This is a genomic window from Acinetobacter sp. GWC1_38_13 (assembly GCF_001767535.1).
Taxonomy (GTDB): Bacteria; Pseudomonadota; Gammaproteobacteria; order Pseudomonadales; family Moraxellaceae; genus Acinetobacter; species Acinetobacter junii.
In genome coordinates this window covers 416-21,562 of record NZ_MELG01000099.1, presented here as the reverse complement: position 1 = coordinate 21,562, position 21,147 = coordinate 416, and the positions used below count along the sequence as shown (strand labels likewise).

General features: G+C 39.9%; 16 protein-coding genes. 12 read left to right on the top strand and 4 right to left on the bottom strand.

Going from position 1 to position 21,147, the window contains the following annotated elements:
- Window positions 1–47 precede the first annotated feature (47 nt).
- Together A2003_RS10615 and A2003_RS10610 are read left to right on the top strand one after the other, a co-directional pair.
- Complete coding sequence (locus A2003_RS10615) at window positions 48–1,466, top strand: GGDEF domain-containing protein (RefSeq protein WP_286687326.1); 1,419 nt, start codon at window positions 48–50, stop codon at window positions 1,464–1,466.
- A 92-nt stretch (window positions 1,467–1,558) separates the two neighbouring features.
- A complete protein-coding gene (locus tag A2003_RS10610; protein WP_004914312.1) occupies window positions 1,559–1,915 on the top strand; it encodes a hypothetical protein in 357 nt (118 codons plus the stop codon).
- 37 nt (window positions 1,916–1,952) lie between these two features.
- Here the strand turns inward: A2003_RS10610 and bfmS are convergent, their stop codons facing one another.
- Window positions 1,953–3,593: a sensor histidine kinase BfmS gene (gene bfmS / locus A2003_RS10605; protein ID WP_004952440.1), complete on the bottom strand. Its 1,641-nt coding sequence runs from the start codon at window positions 3,591–3,593 to the stop codon at window positions 1,953–1,955.
- Between the two features lie 110 nt (window positions 3,594–3,703).
- Window positions 3,704–4,420 carry a response regulator transcription factor BfmR gene (bfmR, locus tag A2003_RS10600; RefSeq protein WP_004914319.1) on the bottom strand — a complete coding sequence of 239 codons (717 nt, stop codon included), beginning with the start codon at window positions 4,418–4,420 and terminating at the stop codon, window positions 3,704–3,706.
- A gap of 546 nt (window positions 4,421–4,966) precedes the next feature.
- Between bfmR and A2003_RS10595 the strand changes: the two genes are divergently transcribed.
- The 6 genes from A2003_RS10595 to A2003_RS10570 all read left to right on the top strand — a co-directional run bounded on the left by A2003_RS10595 (window position 4,967) and on the right by A2003_RS10570 (window position 13,211).
- Window positions 4,967–7,801 (top strand): ribonucleoside-diphosphate reductase subunit alpha, encoded by a 2,835-nt coding sequence (locus tag A2003_RS10595; RefSeq protein WP_004799827.1) that lies wholly within the window; start codon window positions 4,967–4,969, stop codon window positions 7,799–7,801.
- Window positions 7,802–7,863: 62 nt separating this feature from the next.
- Window positions 7,864–7,995 (top strand): hypothetical protein, encoded by a 132-nt coding sequence (locus A2003_RS10590; protein WP_004914326.1) that lies wholly within the window; start codon window positions 7,864–7,866, stop codon window positions 7,993–7,995.
- A gap of 138 nt (window positions 7,996–8,133) precedes the next feature.
- A complete protein-coding gene (locus A2003_RS10585) occupies window positions 8,134–9,417 on the top strand; it encodes a ribonucleotide-diphosphate reductase subunit beta (protein ID WP_004952432.1) in 1,284 nt (427 codons plus the stop codon).
- A gap of 350 nt (window positions 9,418–9,767) precedes the next feature.
- The gene (gene mqo / locus A2003_RS10580; protein WP_129261935.1) at window positions 9,768–11,408 is read left to right on the top strand and encodes a malate dehydrogenase (quinone); all 1,641 of its coding nucleotides are present in this window, start codon (window positions 9,768–9,770) and stop codon (window positions 11,406–11,408) included.
- A 69-nt stretch (window positions 11,409–11,477) separates the two neighbouring features.
- Window positions 11,478–12,719: an MFS transporter gene (locus tag A2003_RS10575; RefSeq protein ID WP_204379191.1), complete on the top strand. Its 1,242-nt coding sequence runs from the start codon at window positions 11,478–11,480 to the stop codon at window positions 12,717–12,719.
- A 36-nt stretch (window positions 12,720–12,755) separates the two neighbouring features.
- A complete protein-coding gene (locus tag A2003_RS10570; RefSeq protein ID WP_004952409.1) occupies window positions 12,756–13,211 on the top strand; it encodes a hypothetical protein in 456 nt (151 codons plus the stop codon).
- Between the two features lie 42 nt (window positions 13,212–13,253).
- Here the strand turns inward: A2003_RS10570 and A2003_RS10565 are convergent, their stop codons facing one another.
- Together A2003_RS10565 and A2003_RS10560 are read right to left on the bottom strand one after the other, a co-directional pair.
- Window positions 13,254–14,009, bottom strand: a complete 756-nt coding sequence (locus tag A2003_RS10565; protein ID WP_286687325.1) for an alpha/beta hydrolase — start codon at window positions 14,007–14,009, stop codon at window positions 13,254–13,256.
- A gap of 415 nt (window positions 14,010–14,424) precedes the next feature.
- Window positions 14,425–16,485, bottom strand: coding sequence for a choline transporter (locus A2003_RS10560; RefSeq protein WP_004960366.1), 2,061 nt, complete (start codon window positions 16,483–16,485; stop codon window positions 14,425–14,427).
- Window positions 16,486–16,904: 419 nt separating this feature from the next.
- On the opposite strand from A2003_RS10560, the gene betI reads away from it, so the two are divergent.
- The 4 genes from betI to A2003_RS10540 form a co-directional block, all read left to right on the top strand.
- Complete coding sequence (gene betI / locus A2003_RS10555) at window positions 16,905–17,531, top strand: transcriptional regulator BetI (protein WP_286687324.1); 627 nt, start codon at window positions 16,905–16,907, stop codon at window positions 17,529–17,531.
- A complete protein-coding gene (gene betB, locus A2003_RS10550) occupies window positions 17,524–18,993 on the top strand; it encodes a betaine-aldehyde dehydrogenase (protein WP_004960375.1) in 1,470 nt (489 codons plus the stop codon). Before betI ends, betB begins: the two co-directional genes overlap by 8 nt.
- 77 nt (window positions 18,994–19,070) lie before the next feature.
- Window positions 19,071–20,765, top strand: coding sequence for a choline dehydrogenase (gene betA, locus A2003_RS10545; protein WP_004960376.1), 1,695 nt, complete (start codon window positions 19,071–19,073; stop codon window positions 20,763–20,765).
- Between the two features lie 64 nt (window positions 20,766–20,829).
- Window positions 20,830–21,147: TorF family putative porin (locus tag A2003_RS10540; protein ID WP_286687323.1), on the top strand; the 318-nt coding region annotated here is incomplete at its 3' end.

Below are 21,147 nucleotides of genomic sequence, written 5' to 3'. Positions count from 1 at the left end.
AATTTATATAATAGCGCCACTCAAAAGCCATCAGGAACAGCGTTAGAATGCCCTCACTTAAAGTCGCATCAAAATCTCTTTCGCTTTCCCAATTATTTCTATTGTTCAGTGCAGTTATCTTGTTCTGCTGCTTACTTGGCATCGCAACACGCCAACTTACATTTTTAGCTTCATTTTGGCCAGCGAACTCCGTACTTTTAGGTATCCTGATTCGCTTTCCTCAAACACGCCATCCAATTAGTTTTATTGGCGCTATAGCTGGGTATTTAATTGCAGATTCAATGCAAGATACCCCTTTTTTGCTGAATGCATGTTTAACGTCAGCCAATTTACTTTATGTCATCACCACATTAGCGCTCTATATTAGATTTAGAAATTACATTCGCTCATTACATCAAGGTTACTTTTATCTATTTTTATTTAGCTTTTGCTGTATTGGGGCTTTATCTAGTTCATTATTCGCTGCGATTTCACTCCCCTATTTTAATACTAAATTTGCTTTGGGTACGTTTTGGATCGATTTTGGCTATTGGTTTACGGCTGAAATCCAAAATGCCCTCTTACTTCTTCCTGCACTACTTAGTGCACCAAACTTTAAAGAGTTAAAACAACAATTTATAGAATTTAAAACTCAAACTGTTCAACAGAGTTTTCCACTATTTGCAGTTCTTATTTCAATTGTGATTGCATATTACGATACAGGACCAGGTTCGCTACTTTACCCAATTGCACCCTTGATTTGGTGTGCGCTTGCTTATCGACATTTTTCTGTTGTGATCATTACTTCGATAACCTGTGCTTTTATCATTCATCATGTTTCAGAAAATTATTTACAACTCTATCCACATGAATATTTAAACAATACCATCTCTATTCGATTTGGCTTGATTATGATGACGATTGCACCTCTTACTGTGTCCAATATCAATATGGTAAGGTCAAAGCTCATTCAAGAATTACAACACATCATTGCACATGATGAACTCACCTCTAGTTTAACTCGACGACAATTCCTCCAGTCAGTACAACTTCTACATGCTCAAGCTCAAAAAGCACAACAAACCACAGCATTTTTGATGCTTGACCTCGACCACTTTAAAAAAGTGAATGATACCTATGGTCATCAAATGGGAGACAAAGCACTGAAATATTGCGTACAGGAGATTCATTCATTACTCAGACCAAATGACTTACTTGGACGTTTAGGTGGTGAAGAATTCGCAATTTTTATGAGTGATATCGACCCTGATACAGCTTTTCAATGTGCTGAAAATATACGTTTAAACATCAGTAAGATGCCTATTCCATTCAATGATCAGCAGCAGTTTTACATACAAGTCAGCATTGGAATCTGTTTGTGTACTCCTGAAAATCAACAGTCTATTGATGCACTATTTAAACAGGCTGACGATGCGTTGTATCAAGCCAAACATCAAGGACGAAACCAAGTTGTGATATCGACATAATATGTTTCAATTCAGCTACATGCTTTAATTAAGTCTATACACTCTTATCTTCATTCATCGGTATTCTAGAGTTATAAAACAAGGAGAAAAATATGCAGCTAGAATACACACATGACACAGACTATTTCTTTTTCTCACAACTCTTAATGCGTCATATCGAAACTTATATTCAAAAACATCCTGACGCAGACAATGCGATTTTTGACCTAAGAGATATTTATGAAGTTTTTAGAGAGGATTTTGCTGCGACCACAACAAATCTAGAAGGTATTCTAAATATTGCAGATACATATAAAGTCGAAACACTTGATGGAGATAAACCACTCATTCGAAACTATAAGATTGATGTAAAAAATAACTCTCTATTAATTGATTTTAATGCTGATGCATTACAGCGTTTAAAATCGGGGTATCCACTCATCGAACCAGATGCTTCTGTGCAAGAATAATTAATTGTGACAAAGAGAAACCTCAGATATCTGAGGTTTATTTTTTTGCAGGCTGTTTATAACGTTTTGCTGGCCACGTCATGATAAAACGCGCCCCACCGAGATTTGGGCTTTGATCGACTTGTATATCTCCACCAAACCAATATGCGATACGGCTTACAATTGACAACCCCAATCCATAACCACCTGAGGCACGAGTACGACTATCATCTAAGCGTGCAAACGCTTCGAAAATACGTGAGCGCTCTTGCTCTGGAATACCAGGACCATCATCTTCGACGCAGACATAGGCTTTACCATCTGCACGAACACCACCACTAATTCGCACTTTATTGTCACAATAGCGAACGGCATTACCTACAAGATTTTGTACGACTCGATGTAAATAACGTCTTTCAGCATCGACACGAAGCGCTAAAGGAGGTGCAATGAGTTCGATCTCTTTTTGTGTTTTCAGTGCCTCTGTTTCCATCGCCACTTGATCCAACACCTCAACTAGCACAACATCTTCAAAATCTAATGAGGGTGTACCCTGCTCCAATTTGGCATAAGTCATAATCTCATCAATCAAGGTATTCAGCGCTTCAATGTCTTTATCAATCATATCCACTTGCTGAATCCGATAATTATAATCATCTTCTTCGGCAAGCATTTCCATCCCAAAGCGTATACGAGCAACAGGTGTGCGCAACTCATGAGAAACCGCACGCATCAACTCACGTTGTGCCTCGATTAAACGCTGAATATGATCGGACATATTGTTATAACTGGATGCCAAGTTTGCCATTTCATCACTTCCCTCGATCGGGACACGCAATGACAGATCACCAGATTTCATTTTGTTTAAGGCATGACGAACCTGACGAATCTTTCGTTCTAAAGGTAAAATCAACCCATAAACGCCTAAACTCAACAAGAATAAACTAAATAGAGTAATCCCTGCTGCGAGCTGGAATGGCATCCAGTTGAACATCGGAACTGGACCTAAGACCAAAACTTGTGCTGGATGATTCGGCATCGGTGAAACAATCGAAATGGTTGTGCCTCGAACAGTCGCACTGTCCTTATACAACAGGACACTTTGATCTTGGCGTAAACGACCAATTTGCTCTGAATCGAGATTAATCTCACGAATATCTAAAATATCAATCGGATAATAGAAGTGCTTTTTAATTTTTTCTAAGTATTCACGCTCTTGTCCCGGATAGAAAATTAAATAATCCAAGACAAATATAGGCAACGCCTTCATCTGACGTTCGCCAATTTTATCTACTTTAATATAGATAAAATGCTTCGGGTCATCTTTAAGACCAATAATAATATAACCAACCCCGTTGTTTGCATCGTAGCGCACAACAGATTTTTGCTCAGAAATTCGTCTTTTCTCAGTTCGAGATAATTCAACACGCGCAGCATCAACATAATAAATTGGAAGCTCTAACAAATCAGAAGCATCAGAAATCCAATCTAGCTTTTGCTGCTTGGCAGGTTGGCGAGATACCCCTTCACTAATTACGAATGAAATCCCATCCGTAAGTGATTCACGATATTCTTGCGCACGTTGGTAGTTAATGATTTGAACCAGCAAATAACAAAATGCGGCAACCACAACCACTAAAACGACCAAACCAGCATAGATACGCAAGAATATGCTGTTTTTGAGTACTCGACTTACCATAAGGTCAATAATTCCAAACTAATTAAAGTCCCTCCTGAGCAGTAAACTGCACAAGTCCCTTTTTTCAAGGGAGTCATCCCCCTTTCATGAAAAAGAGGGATTCGGAGGATTTAGACCCCGTTGGTTTCTTTTACAAATAAATAACCTTTACTACGTACTGTTTTAATACGTTTAGGGTTTTCTGGATCATCACCGATTTTTGGGCGAATACGTGAGATACGCACGTCGATCGAACGATCTTGTCCATCGTATTCAATACCACGTAAGCGCTCAAAAATGTCTTCACGCGATAAAATGCGCCCGGCATTAGATGCTAGTAACCATAATAAGTCATATTCAGCACTAGTGAAGTCTACTAATTCGCCATTTAAAGTGACTGAGCGACCACCATTATCAATCACAAGATCATCAAATTCGATACGTTGAGCAACTTCATCTTCTACTGTTTTGTCAGTACGACGTAAAAGTGCGCGAATACGAGCCAACAACACACGTGGCTGTACAGGTTTAGCGACATAATCGTCTGCACCCATTTCTAAACCAAGTACCTGATCCATATCTTCAGTACGCGCTGTCAACATCAAGATCGGTTGATGGTAATGTGGGCGAACTTCACGACAAACTGTTAAGCCATCTGCGCCTGGTAACATCACATCAAGTACAACTAAATCTGGTTGTTCGCTAATAATACGACGAATGGCACGGTTACCATCTGTTTCAACACCAACTTCTAACCCATTACGGATTAAATACTCTTGTGTTAAACGCGCTAATCGTTCGTCATCTTCAACAATCAAAATCTTCGGTAACTTTTCTTCTTGGCTCATATGTTTGCCCCTACAATCAGAGAGAATCTATCTTTAAAAATCTGACAGATACATTGGTTTATGTTTTGCAATATACACACGTTTACATTGTAAACAAGTAGTCGTTCACCAAACTGATACACGGCAATATAGTTTTGTTATATTTTTATTAAAATTATGAATTTTAATAGGTTTTTAAATTTCAAGCTCAGTTTAAGAGCAGAATGAATTTTGAGTATAGATTTTGTACCAGTGTTAAACAATTTGTTTCTTAACTGATCGATACTGATTTAAGTGTTTGTTTTTTGAGTTATCCACAGAGTTATCTATAAGCCTTTTTAGACGGCTTTGTTATGCTATGTGCCTGTGAATTCAGCAGTTAAGACATGAAAAAAAATTTACTAAAATGTCAAGGATTGATCTGCTGTTAAAAATCCCGTATCTTGTGTTGAAAATAAACTTTAACCACTAAGTATTGTGTTTATCCCTCAAACATCGTGGCATACTTTTTGCTCGATTCAAACGGTCCATGAACATAAAAATAGATGATAATGGAGCTATGCTGACATGAGCATCATCACTTCTACTCCTGGCCAACTTCAGGTTATTAAGCGCACTGGCGAAATTGCGACTTTTAATGCTGAGAAAATCTCTGTTGCGATTGGGAAAGCATTTTTAGCTGTTGAAGGTCAACAAGGAGCAGACTCAAGTCGCATCCATGACCGTATTTCTCAACTTACTGAAATGGTAATGAACACGTTTAAACGTCGTTTACCATCTGGCGGTACGATTCACATCGAAGAAATTCAAGATCAAGTTGAATTGGCACTCATGCGCACAGGCGAGCAAAAAGTTGCTCGTGCTTATGTGATTTATCGTGAACAACGTGCAACTGCTCGTCAGCAAACAGGTGCAAATCACCATCCAACATTGCAAATCACCGATCACAACGGTCAGCTCCAACCGTTGGATTTAGATGCGCTTACAGCAACGATTGAAACTGCAAGCGAAGGCTTGGAAGGAATTGACGTTCAAGCGATTGTCGATGAAACCGTTAAAAACCTTTATAACGGCGTAAAAGAAAGTGACATCGCAACAACGATGATGATGGCGACTCGTACGCGTATCGAACAAGAGCCAAACTATACTTATGTGACTGCACGTTTGTTATGTAATGAGCTTGTCGGCACTGGATTAGAATTCTTAGGTTTATCAACAGATACATCTGAGAATGATGCTTTAGAACCTTTCTTGAAGAAAGGGATCGAGCTTGATCTTTTATCTCCTGATCTTCTTAATTTTGACCTTGCTAAATTATCAGCAGCGATTCAACCTGAACGCTCAAATCAATTTACCTATCTAGGTCTACAAACTTTATTCGATCGTTACTTCATTCATTCAAATGGCGTACGTTTTGAATTACCACAATTATTCTTTATGCGTGTTTCAATGGGTCTCGCACTCAATGAAGAAAATAAAGAAGAGCGTGCAATCGAGTTCTATAACTTATTATCTAGCTTCGATTACATGGCATCTACGCCAACGCTATTTAACTCAGGTACATTACGCCCACAACTATCAAGCTGTTATTTAACAACAATTGGTGATGACCTATATGACATTTATGGTGCGATGCGTGACAACGCAATGCTTTCTAAATGGGCTGGTGGTTTAGGTAATGACTGGACACCTGTACGTGCTTTGAACTCATATATCAAAGGTACAAATGGTAAGTCTCAAGGTGTTGTTCCATTCCTTAAAGTAGCGAATGATACCGCAGTCGCTGTTAACCAAGGTGGTAAGCGTAAAGGTGCGGTTTGTGCGTACTTAGAAACTTGGCACTTAGATGTTGAAGAATTCCTAGAGTTACGTAAAAACACAGGTGATGATCGTCGTCGTACTCACGACATGAATACAGCGAACTGGGTTCCTGATTTATTCATGCAACGTGTATTTGAAGATGCTGAATGGACATTATTTACACCTTCAGAAACGCCTGATCTACACGATCTAACAGGTGCTGAGTTTGCTGAACGTTATACGCATTACGAAGCAGTAGCAAAAGAACAAAACATGCTACACAAGAAAGTACGTGCCAAAGACTTGTGGCGCAAAATGCTTTCGATGTTATTTGAAACAGGTCATCCGTGGATCACATTCAAAGACGTATGTAACTTACGTTCACCACAACAACACGTTGGCGTGGTGCACTCATCAAACTTGTGTACTGAAATTACATTGAACACAAGCCAAGATGAAATCGCAGTTTGTAACTTGGGTTCGATTAACCTTGTACAACACGTTCAAGGTGGTGTGTTAGATCGTGAGAAATTAGCTCGCACGATTAAAACTGCGGTACGTATGCTCGACAACGTAATCGACATTAACTACTACGCTGTACCACAAGCGAAAAACTCGAACTTAAAGCACCGCCCTGTCGGTATGGGTATCATGGGCTTCCAAGATGCACTATATGAAATGGGCATTGCTTACGGTTCAGATGCAGCAGTTGATTTTGCTGATGAATCTATGGAAGTGATCAGTTACTACGCGATTCAAACATCAAGCGATCTTGCGCTAGAGCGTGGTGCTTATTCAACATTTAAAGGTTCATTGTGGGATCAAGGCATCCTACCAATCGACTCTTTAGAGTTAGTTGCTAAATCACGTCCTGAACGTATGTTCGAAGTTGATCGTACTCAACGTTTGGATTGGGATAGCTTACGTGCCAAAGTTCAAAAAGATGGTATGCGTAACTCAAATGTAATGGCGATTGCACCGACTGCAACGATTTCAAACATTTGTGGTGTGTCTCAGTCGATTGAGCCAACATTCCAAAACTTGTATGTGAAATCTAACCTTTCAGGTGAATTCACAGTGATCAACCCTTACCTTGTTCGTGCATTAAAAGAACGTGGTCTATGGGATACCGTGATGGTAAATGATCTGAAACACTTTGAAGGTTCAGTTCAGAAGATTGCGCGTATTCCTGAAGAATTGAAAGCAATCTTCGCGACAGCTTTTGAAGTGGAAACTCGTTGGATCGTTGATGCTGCATCACGTCGTCAAAAATGGATTGATCAAGCACAGTCGCTTAACCTTTACATCGCTGGTGCAAACGGTAAGAAACTTGACATTACCTATAAGATGGCATGGTTACGTGGTCTTAAAACGACTTATTACCTCCGTGCTTTGGGTGCAACTTCTGCTGAGAAATCAACAATCAATACGGGTGCATTGAACGCAGTTAAACCAGCATCAGTTGAGGCTCCTGTCGTTGCAGCTCAAGCGGTTGAAGATAAGAAACCAGAAGCTCAAGTTGAAGAAGATGGTTTCACTACAGCAGCTCCAGTTCCAATGGCATGTTCAATTGACAATCCAGACTGTGAAGCTTGTCAGTAATTTAATCCAATAAAGCACCCTTCTTTATAGCAAGAAGGGTTCTAAAGATTAAGGCAAAGAGTATGATGACTATGACTCATAACTATATGTTGGGATTAGCTGTTCTGATCTTTGCCTTTATTTTCTTTTATGTACCGATGGTTTATGCATTTTTAGCCATTCGTAAACAACAGCGTAAGCAAAATAAGTCTTAGGAATTACTGACGATAGCTCGTCAACACCATAGATATTAATAAGACTTAATTTTGCTTACACAATATAAGCGTATAGTTAAAGACATCGTTGTTGAGAGATGTCTATTACGGCTACACACAACGAAGAGAGAACGAAAAATGTCTATCCTAAGTTGGGACGATTTTGAAGATGATTCGCAAAAACCGACTACACCTGAACACAAGTCTGCGTCCCTCGACTCGCAAAAAACGGTTAATACGCAGGTGGTATCTAATGCAGAGCAATCATCGCCGAGCATGGCAGCTGCACAACCCGTTGGAGCCAGTGCCAACCGAGCAACAAATCCAACCGATTCGTTGGCTAGAGCATCTGCAGCCCTAGATCATTTGGACGTTGCACCGGGCTTAGAAGAGCTTGAAATGGGTGCTCAGCGTGTACAAGTTGACGACAAAGCCATGATCAACTGTCGTGCGGATTTAAACCAACTTGTTCCATTCAAATATGAGTGGGCTTGGCAAAAATACTTGGATGGGTGCGCAAACCACTGGATGCCACAAGAAGTTAACATGAACCACGATATCGCACTTTGGAAGTCTGAAAATGGCTTAACCGAAGATGAGCGCACTATCGTTATGCGTTCTTTAGGTTTCTTCTCAACAGCAGATTCATTGGTTGCGAACAACTTGGTTTTGGCGATTTATCGTCATATTACAAACCCTGAATGCCGCCAATACATCTTGCGTCAAGCATTTGAAGAAGCGATTCACACGCATGCTTACCAATACTGTATCGAATCTTTAGGTATGGACGAAGGCGAAGTCTTCAACATGTACCGTGAGATTCCAAGTGTTGCACGTAAAGCATCATGGGGCTTGAAATATACTCAATCTTTAAGTGATCCTACATTCCACACAGGTACGCCTGAAAACGATCAACGTTTACTTCGTAACTTGATTGCATTCTACTGTGTATTAGAAGGTATTTTCTTCTACTGTGGTTTTACTCAAATCTTGAGTATGGGTCGTCGCAACAAGATGAATGGTGTTGCTGAGCAATTCCAATACATCCTACGTGATGAATCAATGCACTTGAACTTTGGTATCGATATGATCAACCAAATCAAGATTGAGAACCCTCACCTTTGGACTGCTGAATTCCAACAAGAAGTGATTCAAATGATTCTTGAAGGTACGATGCTTGAGATCGAATATGCACGTGACACTATGCCACGCGGTGTATTGGGCATGAATGCAAGCATGATGGAAGAATATTTGAAGTTCATCTGTAACCGTCGTTTATCGCAACTTGGTTTACCAGAGCAATTCGCTGGTGTAACAAACCCATTTGCATGGATGTCTGAGATGATGGACTTGCGTAAAGAGAAGAATTTCTTCGAGACGCGCGTAACAGATTACCAAACAGGTGGTGCTTTGAGCTGGTAAGTATTTGCTCACCAAGTCACCCATATAAGAAAGCTGTCTCAAAGACGGCTTTTTTATAGCTATTAAAATGCCATGCCAGTTCTTATCAAATAAAATTAAACAAAGTAAATATAATTTCTTTTTTAACAATAAGCTAAATAAACCACTATCCAAGTGATCTTGAATCTTACATTTTTAAACATTTGGTAAACAAAAACGCTGCCTAAATTAAAGTAAAATTCACGAACTTTTTCCTCTCGCATCAGTTGGGCAACCCCTGTGCTGATGTGCATTTGCGCTCACTCATCATTTAAATCTTTTCTCTCTATATCATCCATATAGGGGGTCATTTAATTTTTAAGGTAAATTGAATGAAAAAATTTTGGAAGTACTTATTAGTACTACTTCTAGTACTCATAGTTATTGCAATTGCATTTCTTTTTAGACCTGTTACGTCTAAGGCAATTAAAACGAAAAACGACGAACCTGTGGTTGATGTTGTACTTATCGGTGGCGGTATCATGAGTGCAACGCTCGGTACATATCTCAACGAGTTACAACCTGACTGGAACATCCGTATGTACGAACGTCTTGATGCAGTTGCTCAAGAAAGTTCAAACGGCTTTAACAATGCAGGTACTGGTCACTCTGGCTTTATGGAAATGAATTATACCGAAGAGAAAGACGGTAAAATGGACATTTCTAAAGCTGTCAAAGTTGCGGGGCAATTCGAAATTGCTAAACAGTTTTGGGCATATCAAGTTCAGAAAGGTGTGTTAAATACGCCAAATACCTTTATCAATCCTGTTCCACACATTGCATTTGTATGGGGCGATAATGTGAACTTCATGGAAAAGCGTTATGCAGCCATGATTCAAGATCCATTATTTGCTGGCATGAAAATGACAGAAAACCCATCTGAAATTAAGCAATGGGCACCGTTAGTCATGAATGGTCGTGATCCACAGCAAAAAGTTGCTGCGACACGTATGGATGTGGGTTCGGATGTGAACTATGGTGCGATTACAACTCAATTGGTAAGCCATCTTGAGAAGAGCCCGAATTTCCAACTCAGAACGTCAACAGAAGTTACTGGTATTAGCCGTAATGATGACAATACTTGGTCAGTTGCATTCAAAGATTTAAAATCTGGTGAAACGAATCACGTCAAAACACGTTTTGTATTTATCGGTGCAGGCGGTGCTGCAATTAAGTTGTTGCAAATGACTGGGCTTCCAGAAGCACAACAATATGCAGGCTTCCCTGTGGGTGGTGAGTTCTTGGTGACTGATAATCCTGCGATTACAGCTCAACATACAGCAAAAGTATATGGTCGTGCAGATCTAGGTGCGCCGCCAATGTCAGTTCCACATATTGATACGCGTTATATTGATGGCAAAAAATATGTCTTATTTGGTCCATTTGCAACTTATTCAAACAAGTTCCTAAAACAAGGTTCACAGCTTGATTTGTTAGCATCAACTAATAAAAACAACGTATTGCCAATGGCAGCGATTGGTCTACAAAATGCTGATCTTGTCCAATATCTAGTAAGCCAAGTGTTGATGTCAGATGAAGACCGCTTCAACGAGTTGAAAAAATACTATCCAGAAGCAGATCCGAAAGACTGGCATTTACGTCAGGGTGGTCAACGTGTTCAGATCATTAAGAAAGAACCAGGTAAACCTGCGAAATTGCAATTCGGTACGGAAATCTTTGCATCACAAGATAAATCTGTAACTGCGTTGCTTGGTGCATCTCCTGGTGCTTCAACGTCTCCTTACATTATGCTCAACTTGCTTGAAAAAGCCTTCCCTGAGCAAACTAAAGGTGTTTGGAATACTAAACTGCATGAGATTGTACGTTCTTATGGTCAGGATTTATCAGAAAATCCTGCATTGTTGGATCAAGTGCGTCAGTATACGAGTTCAACTTTAGGTTTGAACTATACAACGCCTAAAAACTTGGTATCTACAAAACAAGTTGCAAAAGTCGAAGCTGCTGCACATTAAGCATGCTTAAACTGAAACAGAAAGGGATGAGTTTGACTCTTCCCTTTTTTATTTTCTCATTTTTGAATTATGTCCACTGATTGTTCTCATTCTGCCTTTGCGGTATTTCGTTGTCGTGATTTTTCATTTTTAACGATAAATCAAGCTTGTTTGACATTTGCTGTGTTGATACAAGAAATCGTTATCGCCTTTCAACTGTATCAAATTACCAAGAATCCATTGATGCTTGGCTTGGTAGGTCTGATGGATTTTATTCCATTTTTAGTATTGTCTTTGTGGGGTGGTTATATTGCAGATCGTTTCAATCGTCAGCGGATTTTACAGCTTAGTTTTAGCCTAGCAATTCCATTATCAATCGCACTTTGGATTTGTTTTGATCTATTTGAGCATGATCATATCAATGCCAACATTCTACTGATTTCTACCTTCGGGATTTTATTCTTATTTGGATGTATTCGAGGAATTTACAGCCCTTGTTTTAATTCACTGCGCCCTTTTATTGTCCCAGAACATTTATATGCCCGCGCAGCCACTTGGACCAGCATGTGCTGGCAAGTATGTGGCATTCTAGCACCAGTCATTGGAGGATTAATGCTTGCACATTTGCGCTTATCCGTAGTGTTTAGTGTTATTACAAGCTTATTCCTCATAGGTAGCTTAGCTTTATGGGCTCTAACAAGTAGAACTTTTCCTGAGATGCAATCTGAGTCTGCCTTACTCAGTATCAAAGAAGCATTTCTCTATATTCGTAAAACTAAAATTATTTTTTGGGCAATGTTTCTTGATTTAAGTTCAGTATTTTTTGGAGGAGTAATTGCCCTATTGCCTATTTTTGCCAGTGATATTTTGCATGTCGGAGCAACAGGTTTTGGAATATTACGCTCGGCACCAGCCTTCGGTGCTTTATTGACTATGCTGATTTTGGTTCGATATCCTCCAAAATATCAGCCATGGAAAATCATGTTGCTTAGCCTTACTGGTTTTTCATTATGTACTTTGTTATTTGCTGTTACTAGATATTACTTTTTATCTGTCGTGTTTCTCATTATTATAGGTTCGTGTGATAGTGTTAACATTATTATCCGCCAAACTTTACTGCAACTCATTCCCCCACGAGACATGCTTGGTCGTATCGCAGCGATTAATGGCATCTTTGTGACATCAAGTAATGAGCTTGGTGCTTTGCACTCAACGCTAATGACACGTTTCCTCACGGTTGTGCCAGCAGTTCTGATTGGTGGCTCACTTTCTTTAGCTTGTGTTGTTTTAGCAAAATTTAAGACCAAAGACCTCATGCGGTTTCACTTTTAGCTTTGCTTGACTACGCTTTCAAATCGTTTATGTGATATGAAACATTCTTTGCCCGCTTCTTCTGAGTCGTCTAAATTTATTATTTCTTCCATTTTTATATGGCTGACTTTGTTATGGTTACAAGCAACCTATATTGTGATTATTGGCGGCAATAGTTATCTGTTTTGGACAGCACTAGGTTTATTAGTACTCACCGCATTAAGTTTCCGTCCAAGTTCTTTAAAAAATAGAATTGCTCTTGTACTGACACTGGTATTACTGGGCAATTTAGTTTTCCACTCCCTGTTCTGCACTTATTTAATCTTAGCTTTTTATTGTATTTTTTATTTATATTCAGGGCATTATAAATACAAAAGATTTATGAAACTCTTCTGCCTATTCTTCATTATGATTTTATTTGCACTGTATCAAACGCAGTCTTTGCAAGAATTAAAAAGCCATTATGCTCCCTATGAAACAGGTGAAACATGGCAAAAATATGGTGCGCTATAGACCATAACATTTATGTTTGTTGTGGTTTTGATCAAATCATTTTTATCTATATGTATCCATAAACTGAAGTGTATCCTTCAGAGTGAGTTGGGCCGGTTTGGTGTCCAACAGAAATTGATATTCATGAGCTGTAGGATCAGTTTTCTGATCAAAATATCGTGATTTGGTTGCTACACCAACTTTCTGCAATTGTTTTTCTAGTTGGCGAGCTTGTTGTTCAAATGAAGCTGTATTGCCATCTGTTAAATAAATTGGTGGAAGTGCTGCGTTTAGATATTCAGACACCACTAATCCTTTATCCTCAGTACGAGTAAGCCAGTCTTTGTCCTCTAAATATGCCCAACCAATACGTCCAAATGCAAATCGGGTAATCGCAGAGTTTGCCTGTAGAACCATATTTTTCAAATCATAAGGACCACAATACAATAAACCACCTCGGATGTCGGATAGATTTAAGGTCTTCTGAATATTGAGCAAGTCTGCATATTGAGGGTTGGATTGAGTGAGTAAAAATTGCAAAGCGATCTGTGCTCCAGCGGAGTCCCCTGCAATAAATATATTCGCCATATTTAAATTATGTTGTTTAGCAAAACTTGTTTTTATATAACGGATGGCTTCAGAAACTTGGATGACAGGTTCAGGATATTTTGCGGTCGGCACAAGTTCATAATTGAGTACAAAGACAGAGTAACCTTGTGAGGCTAATTCAGTTGCATAAGCTTTCACTTCAAGCTTATCTCCACCGACAAATCCGCCACCATGCACCCAAATGACGATGGGCTGATGAGCTAAAGGCACTTTAGTCTTGTAGAAATCAAATGTATTTTTTGAAACTTTGATGGGTAGGTTAAGTTTGTCGATACAATCACGTTCAGCTCTTGGTACTGAGCAGGTCGTGAATCTTTTGGAATGCTAAATAAACTGTGCTGCAATAACCAAATTGTCGGCTTAGGACTGACAAATAATACAGATACAAAGATCACAACCATGAGAGCACAAAAGATCATTATTTTTTTCATTTGAGTTTCCTTCTAGTCTCATATTTGCGAGTTATCAGTTTATAAAACATTGATTCTTCTCTGTTGGCTGTTCGATTATGATCATTCGAACAGCCAACACTTAATAATAAAAAAATAAGCTTGATTATGAAGCAAATTATACTTTGTAAAATCTTCACGATTTAAAAACCCCACAGAAATGTGAGGTCTTTTAATTAGTCTTGTGAGTCAGGATAAAGAGGACGATTTCCTGGACTAATTCGGTTGATATGTAAGAAAGTCATATGACGCTCATACTTATCTAAAATGTCATTAATGACCTGCTCTTTGGTATATCCAACCAAGTCATTGTCTTGAGAACCTTCATACAAGAATGTTTCCAAACGATAATAATATTGCTTACCACGTTTGCCTCGTTCACTAAATGTCGGAGCGATATAGCGTACAGGCCAAATTTGATAGACAAAATTATGCTCATCTTCAATGAAAATCGTTAAGTCTAGGTGATACAACTTATCGTGGTATTCAGATTCGCCTTGATTAACCTCAACGTTCATCCCTCGTTTAATCAGTTCATCAGCAACGGTTTGCACTGCAGGTCTACATACATTATCGAGCATACGCAATGTTTCATGGCTACCAGGATGATGCATGACACGTGAAAGGCGTTGTTTCCAATTTAGAATATCGACATTACCCACTACAGGTGCAGCATTTAAGCTACGACTAGCTTTACGATAATCTTCTAAACGGAGAGATTTATAGAGTCCAGCCATCACAAGCAGCATAACAAAGCTAAACGGTAATCCCATGATTACGGTTGCACTTTGTAAAGCAGTAATACCATTTGCCATCAACATCGCGATGGTCAATAAACCAATCGCAATCGCCCAAAACACACGTAACCAACGTGGTGCATCATTATCTACATTGGAGAATTTAGTAGTGAAATTTCCAAGAACCAATGCCCCAGAATCAGCAGAGGTCACATAGAACAGAAGCCCTGTAATGGTTGCTACACCAGCAACAAATCCAAACCACGGATACTGTGCCAATAAGTCATAAAACCCATGTGCAGGATCTGTCAAAACAGTTTGAGCCAAAGCTGTATTGCCATCAAAAATAACGTTGTATAAAGCACTGTTACCAAAGATTGATAACCATGTGATCGTGAATAGTAGAGGAATAATCAAAGTTCCACAGACAAACTCACGAATGGTACGACCACGTGAAATACGTGCCAAAAACAGACCTACAAATGGAGACCAAGCCACCCACCATGCCCAAAAGAATAATGTCCAACTATTCATCCACTCTTTCGGTTGTTCAAATGCAAAACTGTCTAAAGCTAAGCTTGGAAAGCGGCTGATATAGTCACCAAAGTTTTGTACCAAGGCATTTAATAAGAACTCTGTATTTCCTAAAAACAGCACAAATAGCATTAAACCAATAGCGGCGTAAATATTGATTTCAGAAAGTACTTTAATGCCTTTATTGACACCTGCTGTTACCGAAATAATCGTCACAATCACAGCAACTAAAATCAGTCCAGATTGAACCCATAAACCTTCAGGCCAATCAAATAAAACATGCAAACCATAATTGATTTGAACAACTGCAATACCACAAGTCGTTGCGATACCGAAAATCGTCCCAATCACGGCGGCGGTATCTACGGTATGACCAATCGGACCATCAATTTTTTTACCAAAAATCGGATAAAGCGCCGAACGAATGGTCAGAGGTAAGTTATAGCGATAACTAAAATATCCCAAAGCCATCCCGACTAAGGCATACATGCCCCAGCCTGTTAGACCATAATGAAATAAAGTCCATACCATCCCTTGACGAGCGGCTTCATAAGTTTGCCCCTCACCCACTGGTGGATTCATATAATGTGACAGTGGTTCAGCCACCGAGAAAAACATTAGATCTGTGCCGATACCTGCGGCGAACAGCATCGCCGACCAACTCAGCAGGCTAAACTCAGGTTTGGAATGTTTAGGACCTAGCTTTATATCGCCATAACGAGAACAAGCGATAAAAACCACAAAGATTAGGTAAAGCGTTGCGGCAAGTAAGTAATACCAACTGAATTTATCACTCACCCAAGCCAGTACAACATTGAGCAAATGATTCGAAAAATCATTAAATAAAATCGTCGTCAGTGAAAATATTAAAATTATGAGCGCTGAAACATAAAAGACCACGCGATTTAACTGATCTTTTGTTTGAATAGATGAATCATCAACTGCTCTTGGATTATCTGTCACCATACAATCCTCAAGGAAAATTTAAATTTTGAAAGTTGTTTTTCTCAATAACTCGACCACGATTTATTGACGAAAACAACGAGAAGACACAGCATTTAAAAGATATTGAAAACAACACCAATCATTGCATAAGCTGCATTTTTGTAATTACCCGTGTGGATGCAAAGAAGCATTTTTAAGAGTAACTGAGCTTAGACCCAACCACTAAAAATCCATTCAATAAATCAACACTTTTGATACTTTAACAGGGATCTCCGATAACACGATTAAGAGTTATGTAAAGCATCCTTGTTGCAAATACTATACTTTTAATTGATTGAACGTTCAATCAATTAAAAGTATCATGATGTTGTGTTATCATTTTCTGCATCCAGATTTTAATCTAACGCCTTAATAATTTTAGGCATTTATGGCAACTACACATGACCAAACGCAGAGTTAAACCTGAACACGAACGCCGTGAAGAGATCGTTAATGCCGCATTTGAAGTGATTTATGAAGTGGGTTTATCACAAACCACCATTTCACAAATTGCAAAAAAAGCGGGAGTCTCAACAGGTATCGTCAGCCATTATTTTGGTGATAAGCAAGGGTTAATGATCAACTGTATGCGGGAGATGCTCAAAAGATTGCATCTCACCTCTCTGCAATACAAAGCCAATACAGCAGATCAACAACCTGAAAACCAAATTAAGGCAATCATTGATTCAAACTTTGATAGTAGTCAGGTCAATAAAACCGCTATGCGCGTTTGGTTAGATTTTTGGTCAGCCAGTATGCATAGCCCAGAGCTTGCACGTTTACAACGCATTAATGATCGACGCTTGTATTCGAACTTAAAACATCACTTTTTAAAACTGATGCCAAGTGAAAGTGCAAGTATTGCTGCGAGTGGCTTAGCAGCACTGATCGATGGGTTATGGCTACGAGGTGGACTCGTGGGGAATGATCATTTCGATCGGCAGAATGCAAGACGAGTTGCCTATGACTATTTAGACATGCAACTTCAACTGGCTAAACCCTTATTTCAGGAGAGACAAAATGAATGATGTGCAAACTCATCCATTGTATATCCACGGTCAATATGTCAATGCCACAAGTGGTGTAAGTTTTGACAGTATCAATCCAGCCAATGGCAACGTAATTGCCCATATCCAACAAGCCTCTCAACAAGATATTGAAAAAGCTGTTCAAAGTGCTCAACAAGGTCAAAAAGTTTGGGCGACAATCACAGCAGTTGAGCGTTCTCGTATTTTACGTCGAGCTGTAGATATTTTACGTGAACGCAATGATGAACTAGCAAAACTTGAAACCTTAGATACAGGTAAAGCTTATAGCGAAACATCGACTGTCGATATTGTGACAGGTGCTGATGTGCTCGAATATTACGCAGGTTTATCGACAGCCATCCAAGGTGAACAAGTTCCATTACGCGAAAGTAGTTTCTTCTATACTCGCCGTGAACCTTTAGGTGTCGTTGCAGGCATCGGTGCTTGGAACTATCCGATTCAAATTGCTTTATGGAAATCCGCTCCTGCGCTGGCTGCGGGCAATGCCATGATTTTCAAACCAAGTGAAATCACCCCACTTAGCGCATTTAAACTTGCTGAAATTTATACCGAAGCAGGTGTACCTGATGGTGTATTCAACGTCGTACAAGGGGCTGGTCGTGATATCGGTCAATGGCTGACAGAACATCCTGTCATTGAAAAAATTTCGTTTACTGGCGGTGTTGAAACTGGAAAAAAAGTGATGGCAAGTGCTGCTGCTTCGAGCTTAAAAGAAGTGACTATGGAACTTGGCGGTAAATCACCACTGATCATCTGTGAAGATGCAGATATGAATAAAGCCGCAGATATTGCGGTGATGGCGAACTTCTTTAGTTCTGGTCAAGTCTGTACCAATGGTACGCGTGTCTTTATTCCAGCATCATTAAAAACAGAATTTGAAAATGCAGTATTAGAACGTGTGCAACGTATTCGTATCGGCGACCCAATGAATGCAGATACCAACTTTGGTCCATTGACCAGTTTCCCGCATATGGAAAAAGTTCTTTCCTACATCAATGCAGGCAAACAACAAGGCGCCAAATTACTGATCGGTGGTGATCGAGCAACGGGTGAATTGGCTGAGGGTGCATATGTATTACCGACAGTATTTACAGATTGTACCGATGATATGCGAATCGTGCAGGACGAAATCTTTGGTCCAGTCATGAGCATCTTGAGCTACCAAACTGAAGATGAAGTCATTCGTCGTGCCAATAACACCACTTTTGGTCTAGCAGCAGGTGTGGTGACACCAGACATTAACAAAGCACATCGCATTATTCACCAAATCGAAGCTGGTATTTGTTGGATCAATACTTGGGGCGAATCCCCTGCTGAAATGCCAGTCGGTGGTTATAAACAATCTGGTGTAGGTCGTGAAAATGGGATCTCGACCCTATCTCACTACACACGCATTAAATCCGTTCAAGTTGAGCTTGGTGATTACCAAAGCATTTTCTAAAAGCATTGCGCTTTATCTTATCTTGATCAACTGAGTCACATGTATTCAGTTGATCTTGCAACAAATAAAGGCAGATTATGAATAAGCAAGAATACGATTATATTATTATTGGTGCAGGCTCAGCAGGTAACGTCCTCGCTGCACGTTTAACTGAAGATGCAGATATCTCAGTATTATTATTAGAAGCAGGCGGTCCAGATTATCGGCTTGATTTCCGCACGCAAATGCCAGCCGCTTTGGCGTTTCCACTACAAGGCCGTCGCTACAATTGGGCATATTTGACCGACCCTGAACCACATATGAACAATCGCCGTATGGAGTGTGGTCGTGGTAAAGGTCTAGGTGGCTCATCACTCATTAATGGTATGTGCTACATCCGTGGTAACGCGATGGATTTAGACCAATGGTCAACGCATCAAGGGCTTGAAGATTGGAGCTATGCGGATTGTTTACCATATTACCGAAAATCAGAAACACGCGACATTGGTGCTAACGATTATCACGGCGGTGAAGGTCCTGTTTCAGTCACCACCCCAAAACAAGGCAATAATGAACTGTTTCATGCCATGATCGAAGCAGGTGTACAGGCAGGTTATCCTCGTACAGATGATTTAAACGGTTATCAGCAAGAAGGTTTCGGTCCGATGGATCGAACGGTGACACCACAAGGTCGTCGTTCGAGTACTGCTCGCGGTTATTTAGATATGGCAAAAGGTCGTCCCAATTTGACGATTGTCACCCACGCCATGACCAATAAAATCTTATTTAGTCATAAACAAGCAATTGGTGTCGAATACATTATTGGTTTAGATCAAGCCAACATGAAACAAGCATATGCCAAACGTGAAGTCTTGTTATGTGCAGGTGCAATTGCATCACCGCAAATTTTACAGCGCTCAGGTGTTGGACAAAGCACTTTCCTCAAATCGATGGATATTGAGGTGGTACAAGACTTACCTGGCGTGGGTGAAAACCTGCAAGATCATTTGGAAATGTATTTACAATACAAATGTAAAAAACCAGTTTCACTTTACCCAGCATTGAAATGGTACAACCAACCTGCGATTGGTGCAGAGTGGTTATTCCTTGGCAAAGGTATCGGTGCAAGTAACCAATTCGAAGCAGGTGGTTTTATTCGTTCATCTGATGAATTTGAATGGCCAAATATTCAGTATCACTTCTTACCCGTTGCGATTAACTACAATGGTAGTAATGCCGTGAATGAGCATGGCTTTCAAGCCCATGTTGGTTCAATGCGTTCACCTTCACGTGGTCGGATCAAACTCAAATCCAAAGATCCATTTGAGCATCCAAGTATCTTGTTTAATTACATGTCAACCGAACAAGATTGGCGCGAATTCAGAGATGGGATTCGTATCACGCGTGAAATCATGCATCAACCCGCACTTGACCCTTATCGTGGCGAAGAAATCAGCCCAAGTATGCAGTTAAAAACCGACGCTGAACTAGACTCTTTTGTCCGAGAACATGCCGAGACAGCCTATCATCCATCATGCAGTTGCAAAATGGGTGAAGATGAAATGGCTGTTGTCGATGGTCAAGGTCGTGTTCACGGCGTACGCGGGCTACGTGTAATTGATGCCTCTATCATGCCAATCATTATCACAGGCAACTTAAATGCCACCACGATTATGATGGCAGAAAAAATTGCTGATCAAATTCGTGGGCAAAAATTACCACCTTCGCAAGCACCTTATTTCAAAGCAGGATCAAGCCCTGTTCGTCAGACTCCTTTACGTCCATTTGCATAACCTAGTCCAGTTATGTTCAGCACCTTATGACACTAAGGTGCTGCCAACCATTAGGAAAATTCAAATGAAAAGAATTTTATTGCTACTCCCTTTGGGCTTCTTCTTGCATACTACTCATGCCACTGAAGCAAGCACAGAAATAGCATCACCTTATAGCGCTAATCTAACACTCGCAAGTCAATATGTATCACATGGTTTTCAACAAACTTGGGGCAAACCTGCAATTCAAGGTGGACTAGACTATAACCATGATAATGGTTTTTATGCTGGAACTTGGGCATCGACAGTGAGTGATCATTTTATTCGTGATGCATCAGTAGAGTGGGATGTGTATACAGGTTACAGCCGTAGTTTTGGAGATTTAACTCTAGGCACTAAAGTC

Bases quoted from the DNA above. Each gene is read 5' to 3' on its own strand.
- betB (WP_004960375.1), top strand. From the start codon at position 17,524: ATGAATGATGTGCAAACTCATCCATTGTATATCCACGGTCAATATGTC.
- betA (WP_004960376.1), top strand. From the start codon at position 19,071: ATGAATAAGCAAGAATACGATTATATTATTATTGGTGCAGGCTCAGCA.
- A2003_RS10575 (WP_204379191.1), top strand. From the start codon at position 11,478: ATGTCCACTGATTGTTCTCATTCTGCCTTTGCGGTATTTCGTTGTCGT.
- A2003_RS10615 (WP_286687326.1), top strand. From the start codon at position 48: ATGCCCTCACTTAAAGTCGCATCAAAATCTCTTTCGCTTTCCCAATTA.
- A2003_RS10570 (WP_004952409.1), top strand. From the start codon at position 12,756: ATGAAACATTCTTTGCCCGCTTCTTCTGAGTCGTCTAAATTTATTATT.
- mqo (WP_129261935.1), top strand. From the start codon at position 9,768: ATGAAAAAATTTTGGAAGTACTTATTAGTACTACTTCTAGTACTCATA.
- betI (WP_286687324.1), top strand. From the start codon at position 16,905: ATGACCAAACGCAGAGTTAAACCTGAACACGAACGCCGTGAAGAGATC.
- A2003_RS10590 (WP_004914326.1), top strand. From the start codon at position 7,864: ATGATGACTATGACTCATAACTATATGTTGGGATTAGCTGTTCTGATC.
- bfmR (WP_004914319.1), bottom strand. From the start codon at position 4,420: ATGAGCCAAGAAGAAAAGTTACCGAAGATTTTGATTGTTGAAGATGAC.
- bfmS (WP_004952440.1), bottom strand. From the start codon at position 3,593: ATGGTAAGTCGAGTACTCAAAAACAGCATATTCTTGCGTATCTATGCT.
- A2003_RS10585 (WP_004952432.1), top strand. From the start codon at position 8,134: ATGTCTATCCTAAGTTGGGACGATTTTGAAGATGATTCGCAAAAACCG.
- A2003_RS10560 (WP_004960366.1), bottom strand. From the start codon at position 16,485: ATGGTGACAGATAATCCAAGAGCAGTTGATGATTCATCTATTCAAACA.
- A2003_RS10610 (WP_004914312.1), top strand. From the start codon at position 1,559: ATGCAGCTAGAATACACACATGACACAGACTATTTCTTTTTCTCACAA.
- A2003_RS10595 (WP_004799827.1), top strand. From the start codon at position 4,967: ATGAGCATCATCACTTCTACTCCTGGCCAACTTCAGGTTATTAAGCGC.